This window comes from Streptococcus sp. DD04 (assembly GCF_001578725.1).
GTDB lineage: Bacteria > Bacillota > Bacilli > Lactobacillales > Streptococcaceae > Streptococcus > Streptococcus sinensis.
This window is the reverse complement of record NZ_KQ968977.1, coordinates 109,858-117,719: the sequence shown is the minus strand read 5'-3', so window position 1 is coordinate 117,719 and position 7,862 is coordinate 109,858. Positions and strand designations below refer to the sequence as shown.

The following is a 7,862-nucleotide window of genomic DNA, read 5'->3' as shown; positions in this document are numbered from 1 at the left end:
ACTCCGACAGCTCTATCTGCGCCTCAGTTGGCTTTTTTACTGGAAAAGCTGACGGATAAGCTTGATTTGTCTTATCTTGAGGAGCTAACCATTGAAGCCAATCCTGGAGACTTGGACCAAGAGAAGATTGCTGTACTCAAAGACTCACCTGTCAATCGGGTTTCTCTGGGTGTACAGACTTTCAACGACCGCATGCTCAAGCAGATTGGTCGCAGTCACTTGGAAAAGGACATCTATGAGAATATTGCTAATCTCAAAAAAGCAGGTTTTGACAATATCTCGATTGACCTGATTTATGCCCTACCCAAGCAGACCATGGAAGATGTGAAAACCAATGTAGCCAAGGCTATTGCTCTGGATATTCCTCACATGAGTTTGTACAGCTTGATTTTGGAAAACCATACGGTCTTCATGAATCGGATGCGGAGAGGGAAGCTGCCTCTGCCCAAGGAAGATTTGGAAGCGGAGATGTTTGACTACATTATAGCTGAGCTGGGAAAAGCAGGCTTTGAGCATTATGAGATTTCCAACTTTTCCAAGCCAGGCTTTGAGAGCCGCCACAATCTCATGTACTGGGACAATGCGGAGTATTATGGTATTGGAGCGGGAGCATCTGGCTATGTCGATGGTGTTCGCTATAAAAACCACGGGCCAATTCGTCATTATCTGCAGGCGGTGGAAGCGGGCAATACCCGTGTGCAGGAAGAAGTGCTGACGCTGCAAGAAAAGATGGAAGAAGAGATGTTTCTAGGACTGCGCAAGAAGTCAGGTGTATCTAAAAAGCGCTTCGAGGAAAAATTCGGTCTTTCCTTTGAAGACCAGTACGGAGCTGTTGTGGCTGAACTGACTGAGCAGGGCTTGCTAGTGCCAGACAGAGATATCGTGCGCATGACCAAACAAGGCCTCTTTTTGGGCGATACGGTTGCTGAGAAATTTATATTGGAGTAAATCATGGGCTTAACTTATCAAATGAAAATGAAAATTCCTTTTGATATGGCAGATATGAACGGCCATATCAAGCTGCCAGATGTTATCCTGCTGTCCTTGCAGGTATCGGGGATGCAGTCGATCGAGCTTGGCATCAGTGACAAGGATATGCTGGAGCGGTATAATCTGGTCTGGATTATCACGGACTACGATATTGATGTGACACGTCTGCCACGCTTTGCAGAGGAAATTACCATTGAAACAGAAGCTTTGACCTACAATCGGCTCTTTTGCTACCGTCGCTTCACGATTTTTGATGAAGCAGGTCAGGCCATTATCAAGATGATGGCAACCTTTGTTCTTATGGATCGGGATAGCCGCAAGGTTCGTGCTGTGGATCCAGAGATTGTAGCGCCATACCAGTCTGACTTTTCCAAGAAATTACTGCGCGGTCCCAAGTACCCTGAATTGGAAAACCCTGTCAGCAAGGACTACCATGTGCGCTTTTACGACTTAGATATGAACGGACATGTCAACAATAGCAAGTATCTGGACTGGATCTTTGAGGTCATGGGTGCAGATTTCCTCACCCAGCACATTCCCAAGAAAGTCCATCTCAAGTATGTCAAGGAAGTCCGTCCGGGCGGTATGATTGCTTCTAGCTATGACCTAGTAGGTTTGCAGAGCAATCACCAGATTTCCAGTGACGGCGAAGTCAATGCCCAGGCTTTAGTGATTTGGCAAGAGTTTAAACAAGAAAATTAGGAAGAATAGAAATGACTTATAAAGGATATTTGATTGATTTAGACGGTACGATTTATAAGGGCAAGAGCCGGATTCCGGCTGGTGAAGCTTTTGTGCATGAGTTGCAGAAGCGCAATATTCCCTATCTTTTCGTGACCAATAATACTACTCGCACGCCAGAAGCTGTACAGATTATGCTGGCTGAAAATTTCAATATTGAAACACCGATTGAGACTATTTACACAGCAACCTTAGCTACCATTGACTATATGGAGGAGAAAAATCTGGGCAAGAAAGTCTACGTCATCGGTGATGTCGGACTTAAACATGCCATTGAAGAAGCTGGATATATAGAGGATACAGAAAATCCTGACTATGTGGTAGTGGGTCTGGACTGGGAAGTGGACTATGAGAAGCTGACAATAGCGACTCTGGCCATTCAAAAAGGTGCTCACTTTATCGGGACCAATCCTGATCTCAATATTCCGACGGAGCGAGGTCTGCAGCCGGGAGCAGGTGCTATCAACGCCCTCTTGGAAGCAGCCACTCGGGTTCAGCCTACCTTTATCGGCAAGCCCAACGCTATTATCATGGAAAAAGCGATAGAGCATCTAGGGCTGGCGCGTGAGGAAGTGGTCATGGTCGGTGATAACTATTTGACAGATATCCGAGCTGGGATTGATAATGGGATTCCGACACTTTTGGTTACGACAGGATTTACCCTGCCAGAAGAGGTGCCAAGTCTTCCTATCCAACCGACGCATGTCCTGTCTAGTTTAGCGGAGTGGGACTTTGATGCGTGATAAGTTAAGATTTTCAGCCAGCGTCTTGTGCTTGCTGGCAGCAGCTATCTTGCTGACCATTTATCTGGCTTGGCTCTTATATCCGATGGAGATTTCTTATTTCAACTTGCCGGACAAGGTTCATCTGAAAGCAGAGACCATTCAGTATAATTTTAATATTTTGATGAATTACCTGACCAATCCTTTTAGTCAGAAGTTGGCGATGCCGGATTTTCGCTCGTCAGCAGCAGGTCTGTATCATTTCCAGGCGGTTAAGTATCTCTTTCATTTGGCACAGGCTGTTTTTGTCTTAACCTTGCCGACTTTCATCCTCTTTATCAAAAAAGTGGTCAAAAAGAGATTTTTAGCCCTTTATCAAAGAAGTTTGTTTATCTTGAGCGTATTGCCATTTGTCATGATTTGCTTGGCTGGCTTGATTGGTTTTAACAGTTTTTTCACACTCTTTCATCAAGTTCTCTTTGCTGGAGACAATACATGGCTATTTGATCCAGCCAAGGATCCAGTTATCTGGATTTTGCCAGAAGAATTTTTCATGCACGCCTTTATTCTTTTTGCTTTGCTTTATGAGGGAATCTTTTTGACCTTGTATTTCTTGAGCAGAAAGGGTAAGGAGCAAACTTAACACAGGAGATTTTATGTATTATATACCCGAACCTTTAAATCCTAAAAAAGATCTAGGACGATTTTCAGCAGCCTGTTTTACTTACTCTATCGTGATGCTTGTGGTTATTTTTATATATACTTTCCTCTCAATTCTTTTGGTCCTCCCGCAACAGAATTTTGATTTGGCCAAGACAGAGGAAATTGTAACGAAATTTATGGAGTCGGACGGTGGAGCTTATATTATTGCCTCTTGCCTAGGTATTTTAGTTTTTACAATTTTCCGAGGAAAGCAGTTGTTTACTCAAGATTTGCGCAAGAAAAATAATAAAATGACTGCCAAAGTCTTCTTTTTCATGATTTGTTTTCTATTTTTTGCTCAATTGTGTAGCGCCTTGACGACTCAATTCATGGAGAGTGTTTTATCACTCTTTGGTTTGGATCTTTCTGAGATTATATCACAGGATTTTAGTTCTCGAAGCGTCACCATGTTTATCTATTCAACGATAATGGCACCGATTACGGAGGAAATGATTTTCCGAGGAGCGGGCTTGCGGGCTTTGGAAAAGTACGGGAAGGTATTTGCCATTATCATGACAGCACTTCTTTTTGGTCTCTTTCACGAAAATCTATATCAGCTTTATTTTGCCACCATAATCGGTCTGGGTTTCGGATATATCGCTTTTGAATATTCTATTTTCTGGGCGATTTTCTTCCATATCTTCAATAACTTGGTAATAGCAGAAGGGCTTGATTTCCTGACCAACTATATTCCAGAAAGAATTGTTGATATCGTCAATTATTTATTGATGGCTACAGGGTCTACGGTAGTATTGATTGTGCTTATTCTGAATTGGCCTAAGATTAAAGTGTATATCGATGAAAATAGACCTCAACCAGGGACATATAGGCAGGCCTTTAAGTCGGTCTGGTTCTGGGTATTTTCAAGTTTATGTATTCTCTCTGCCGTTTTACCAATCCTCATCATTTATATCAACTCTAGATAATGAATCAAATAGAAAAGAAGTCTGAGCAGGCTTCTTTTTTGTATTTTTAGATAAATGAATTATATTTTGAAAGAAAATGACAGAAAATGCTTGACTTTGATTTTAAATCATGTATAATATAAGTGTAATCGATTGCAGAGGAGGTGTTCTATGCTGAAGTCGGAGAGAAAGCAGGTCATACTAGAAACTGTGACTAAAGAAAAATTTGTTTCTTTAGAGTATCTGGTGCAAGCTTTAAACACTTCAGAATCAACTGTTAGAAGAGATTTGGATGAGCTTGAAGGCGAGCGTAAGTTAAGACGTGTTCACGGTGGTGCGGAGAGTCTTCATTTTTTGCAAGAAGAAGAAAGCAATCAAGAAAAATCTATCAAAAACATTCAAGAAAAGACCAAAATTGCTCAAAAAGCAGCAGATTTGATTCAGGAATACGACGTGATTTTTATTGATGCCGGCACGACCAATGAGCTTTTAGTCAATGAATTACATGATCCAAGCGTTACAGTGGTAACCAACTCTATCCACCATGCTACTAAGTTAGTTGAACGGAATATTCCCACTGTTATTATTGGCGGTGTCGTGAAACGCTCAACAGATGCCAGTATTGGCGGTGTTGCCTTGAATCAGATTGGTCAATTAAATTTTGATAAGGCTTTTATAGGGATGAATGGCATTGATAGTTCCTTTTACACGACTCCGGATATGGAAGAAGGAGCGGTTAAGCGGGCTATTTTGGAAAATGCTAAGAAAACCTATATTTTGGCTGATGCTTCAAAGCTGGGGAAGGCATCTTTTGTAAAAGTCGCTCCGATTTCGCGTGCAAGGCTTATTACGAATCAAATTGAATCTGAAGTGATTCAAAAGATTAAAGAAAAAACGGAGGTAATAGAAGTATGATTTATACAGTCACACTAAATCCTTCCATTGACTATATCGTCCGCTTGGACAAGGTCAATTTAGGTAGTGTCAACAGGATGGACAGTGATGATAAGTTTGCCGGCGGTAAGGGCATCAATGTCAGTCGTGTTCTCAAACGACTAGAAATTGAAAATACAGCGACAGGCTTTATTGGCGGCTTTACTGGGAAATTCATCACAGACAACTTGATCAGCGAAGGGATTGCCAGCAATTTTGTCGAAGTGGATCAGGATACGCGTATTAATGTCAAAATTAAGGCGGATGCTGAAACAGAGATTAATGGACCCGGTCCAGAAATTTCCACTGAAAAGCTAGCTGAGCTCAAGGAAATTCTTTCTTCATTGTCTCCAGCTGATACGGTAGTTTTTGCCGGCAGCAGTCCTAAGAATCTAGGAAATGTTGTTTATAAGGAACTGATTGGCTTGACCAGAAAAACTGGCGCTCAAGTAGTCTGCGACTTTGAAGGACAAACCTTGCTGGATTCCTTAGAATTTGAGCCGCTTTTGGTTAAACCCAACAATCACGAACTAGGTGATATTTTCGGTGTCAAGCTGGAAAACTTGGATCAGATTGAAAGCTACGCCCGTCAAATCTTAGACAAGGGTGCCCAACACGTCATTATTTCTATGGCTGGTGACGGTGCCCTGCTGGTGACTCAGGCTGGTGCTTACTTTGCTAAGCCCATCAAGGGAAATGTGAAAAATTCTGTCGGGGCTGGAGATTCCATGGTGGCAGGCTTTACTGGAGAATTCGTCCGTTCAGGCGATGCAGTAGAGGCCTTCAAATGGGGTGTAGCCTGCGGAACAGCCACCACCTTCTCAGATGATTTGGCGACAGCTGATTACATCAAAGAAACTTATGAAAAAGTAGAGGTAGAAAAAAGATGAAAATTCAGGATTTACTGAGAAAAGATGTCATGTTGATGGATTTGCAGGCAACTGAGAAGACAGCAGTTATCGAAGAGATGATTCAAAGTCTTGTGAAACATGGTTATGTGACAGATTTTGAAACTTTCAAGGAAGGAATTCTTGCGCGTGAAGCCCTGACTTCAACTGGTTTGGGTGATGGAATTGCCATGCCTCACAGCAAAAATGCTGCAGTAAAAGAAGCAACGGTACTCTTTGCAAAGTCAAATAAAGGTGTCGACTATGAAAGTTTGGATGGCCAGCCGACGGATCTCTTCTTTATGATTGCTGCTCCAGAAGGTGCTAACGATACTCACTTGGCTGCCTTGGCTGAATTGTCCCAATACCTAATGAAAGATGGTTTTGCTGACAACTTGCGTAAGGTATCTTCGCCAGATGAAGTTATTGCTCTTTTTGACCAAGCGTCTGAAAAGGCAACTGAACCAGCAACTGTTGCTCCTGCAACTGAGGGAGGGGACTTCCTTGTAGCGGTTACAGCTTGTACGACAGGGATTGCCCATACTTATATGGCTCAAGAAGCTTTGCAAAAAGTGGCTGCTGAAATGGGTGTTGGCATTAAGGTTGAAACCAATGGTGCTAGCGGAGTCGGCAACAAACTGACAGCAGAAGATATCAAAAAAGCGAAAGCAGTCATCATCGCAGCGGACAAGGCTGTTGAAATGGATCGTTTTGACGGAAAGCCTTTAATCAATCGTCCCGTTGCAGACGGTATCCGCAAGACAGAAGAACTCATCAATCTAGCCCTTTCAGGAAATGCTGAAGTATACAAGGCTGCCAATGGTGGCGCTGTAGCAGCAAGCAGCAATGAAAAACTGAGTCTAGGCGGAGCCTTTTACAAGCATTTGATGAGTGGGGTATCACAAATGCTGCCATTCGTTATCGGGGGCGGTATCATGATTGCCATCGCTTTCTTGCTGGATCAGATTTTAGGGGTGCCACAAGACCAACTTTCCAACCTAGGAAGCTATCATGAAATTGCGGCTCAGTTTAAAGCAATTGGTGCAGCAGCCTTTGGGTTCATGTTGCCAGTCTTGGCTGGTTACATCGCTTATTCAATCGCTGAAAAACCAGGTCTGGTATCCGGTTTCGTAGCTGGAGCGATTGCTAGCAGCGGTGCATCCTTTGGTGGTGTGGCCTATGCTGCGGGTGGTGAAAAGACACTCTCTTTAGCAGGTGTGTCATCTGGTTTCCTCGGAGCTTTAGTTGGCGGTTTTCTGGCTGGTGGTGTGATTTTAGTCCTTCGCAAGCTTCTTGCTGGTCTGCCTCGCTCACTTGAAGGTATTCGCTCAATCTTGCTCTTGCCACTTCTTGGTGTATTAGTGACTGGATTCCTGATGCTGGCAGTCAATATCCCTATGTCAGCTATCAACACAGCTCTCAATGATTTCCTTGCAAGTCTGAGCGGAAGTTCTGCTGTCCTTCTCGGTCTCTTGGTCGGAGGTATGATGGCAGTTGATATGGGTGGACCAGTTAACAAAGCAGCCTATGTATTTGGTACAAGTACACTGGCAAGCACTGTTTCAACTGGTGGTTCTCCAGTCATGGCAGCGGTTATGGCAGCAGGAATGGTTCCTCCGCTTGCAGTATTCGTTGCAACTCTTCTTTTCAAAGATAAATTTACTGCCGAAGAACGTGATTCAGGTTTGACCAACATTGTCATGGGGCTTTCCTTCATCACAGAAGGTGCGATTCCTTTTGGAGCTGCTGACCCAGCCCGCGCTATTCCAAGCTTTATTGTAGGATCAGCTCTTACAGGTGCGCTTGTCGGTCTATCTGGCATCAAACTTATGGCTCCTCACGGAGGAATCTTCGTAATCGGTTTGACCAACAACCCAATCCTTTACCTTGTGTATGTCTTGATTGGTGCAGTAGTCAGCGGTATTATCTTTGGATTCCTGCGCAAGCCATTGGAAAAATAATCTTTAATACTGAATGAAGAT

The 7,862-nt window shown here is 43.3% G+C and carries 8 protein-coding genes; all 8 read left to right on the top strand.

Going from position 1 to position 7,862, the window contains the following annotated elements; translation table 11 throughout:
* The coding region (gene hemW, locus STRDD04_RS03305) for a radical SAM family heme chaperone HemW (protein ID WP_062199320.1) at window positions 1-948 on the top strand (948 nt) is incomplete at its 5' end.
* A 3-nt stretch (window positions 949-951) separates the two neighbouring features.
* Window positions 952-1,692, top strand: coding sequence for an acyl-[acyl-carrier-protein] thioesterase (locus STRDD04_RS03300; protein ID WP_062199318.1), 741 nt, complete (start codon window positions 952-954; stop codon window positions 1,690-1,692).
* Between the two features lie 11 nt (window positions 1,693-1,703).
* Window positions 1,704-2,474: a TIGR01457 family HAD-type hydrolase gene (locus STRDD04_RS03295; protein WP_062199317.1), complete on the top strand. Its 771-nt coding sequence runs from the start codon at window positions 1,704-1,706 to the stop codon at window positions 2,472-2,474.
* Entirely contained in the window at window positions 2,467-3,096 is a 630-nt protein-coding gene (locus STRDD04_RS03290; protein ID WP_062199315.1) for a TIGR01906 family membrane protein, read from the top strand. The genes STRDD04_RS03295 and STRDD04_RS03290 overlap by 8 nt, the downstream gene beginning before the upstream one ends.
* Window positions 3,097-3,109: 13 nt before the next feature.
* Complete coding sequence (locus STRDD04_RS03285) at window positions 3,110-4,081, top strand: CPBP family intramembrane glutamic endopeptidase (RefSeq protein ID WP_062199313.1); 972 nt, start codon at window positions 3,110-3,112, stop codon at window positions 4,079-4,081.
* 150 nt (window positions 4,082-4,231) lie between these two features.
* Window positions 4,232-4,975, top strand: a complete 744-nt coding sequence (locus STRDD04_RS03280) for a DeoR/GlpR family DNA-binding transcription regulator (RefSeq protein ID WP_062199311.1) — start codon at window positions 4,232-4,234, stop codon at window positions 4,973-4,975.
* On the top strand, window positions 4,972-5,883 hold the full coding sequence (gene pfkB / locus STRDD04_RS03275) for a 1-phosphofructokinase (protein WP_062199310.1): 912 nt from the start codon (window positions 4,972-4,974) through the stop codon (window positions 5,881-5,883). The genes STRDD04_RS03280 and pfkB overlap by 4 nt, the downstream gene beginning before the upstream one ends.
* Window positions 5,880-7,841 carry a PTS fructose transporter subunit IIABC gene (locus STRDD04_RS03270; protein WP_062199308.1) on the top strand — a complete coding sequence of 654 codons (1,962 nt, stop codon included), beginning with the start codon at window positions 5,880-5,882 and terminating at the stop codon, window positions 7,839-7,841. The genes pfkB and STRDD04_RS03270 overlap by 4 nt, the downstream gene beginning before the upstream one ends.
* Window positions 7,842-7,862 lie beyond the last annotated feature (21 nt).

Excerpts from the sequence above, each read along its gene's own strand:
- STRDD04_RS03270 (WP_062199308.1), top strand. The coding sequence starts at position 5,880 with ATGAAAATTCAGGATTTACTGAGAAAAGATGTCATGTTGATGGATTTG.
- STRDD04_RS03280 (WP_062199311.1), top strand. The coding sequence starts at position 4,232 with ATGCTGAAGTCGGAGAGAAAGCAGGTCATACTAGAAACTGTGACTAAA.
- STRDD04_RS03290 (WP_062199315.1), top strand. The coding sequence starts at position 2,467 with ATGCGTGATAAGTTAAGATTTTCAGCCAGCGTCTTGTGCTTGCTGGCA.
- STRDD04_RS03285 (WP_062199313.1), top strand. The coding sequence starts at position 3,110 with ATGTATTATATACCCGAACCTTTAAATCCTAAAAAAGATCTAGGACGA.
- STRDD04_RS03300 (WP_062199318.1), top strand. The coding sequence starts at position 952 with ATGGGCTTAACTTATCAAATGAAAATGAAAATTCCTTTTGATATGGCA.
- pfkB (WP_062199310.1), top strand. The coding sequence starts at position 4,972 with ATGATTTATACAGTCACACTAAATCCTTCCATTGACTATATCGTCCGC.
- STRDD04_RS03295 (WP_062199317.1), top strand. The coding sequence starts at position 1,704 with ATGACTTATAAAGGATATTTGATTGATTTAGACGGTACGATTTATAAG.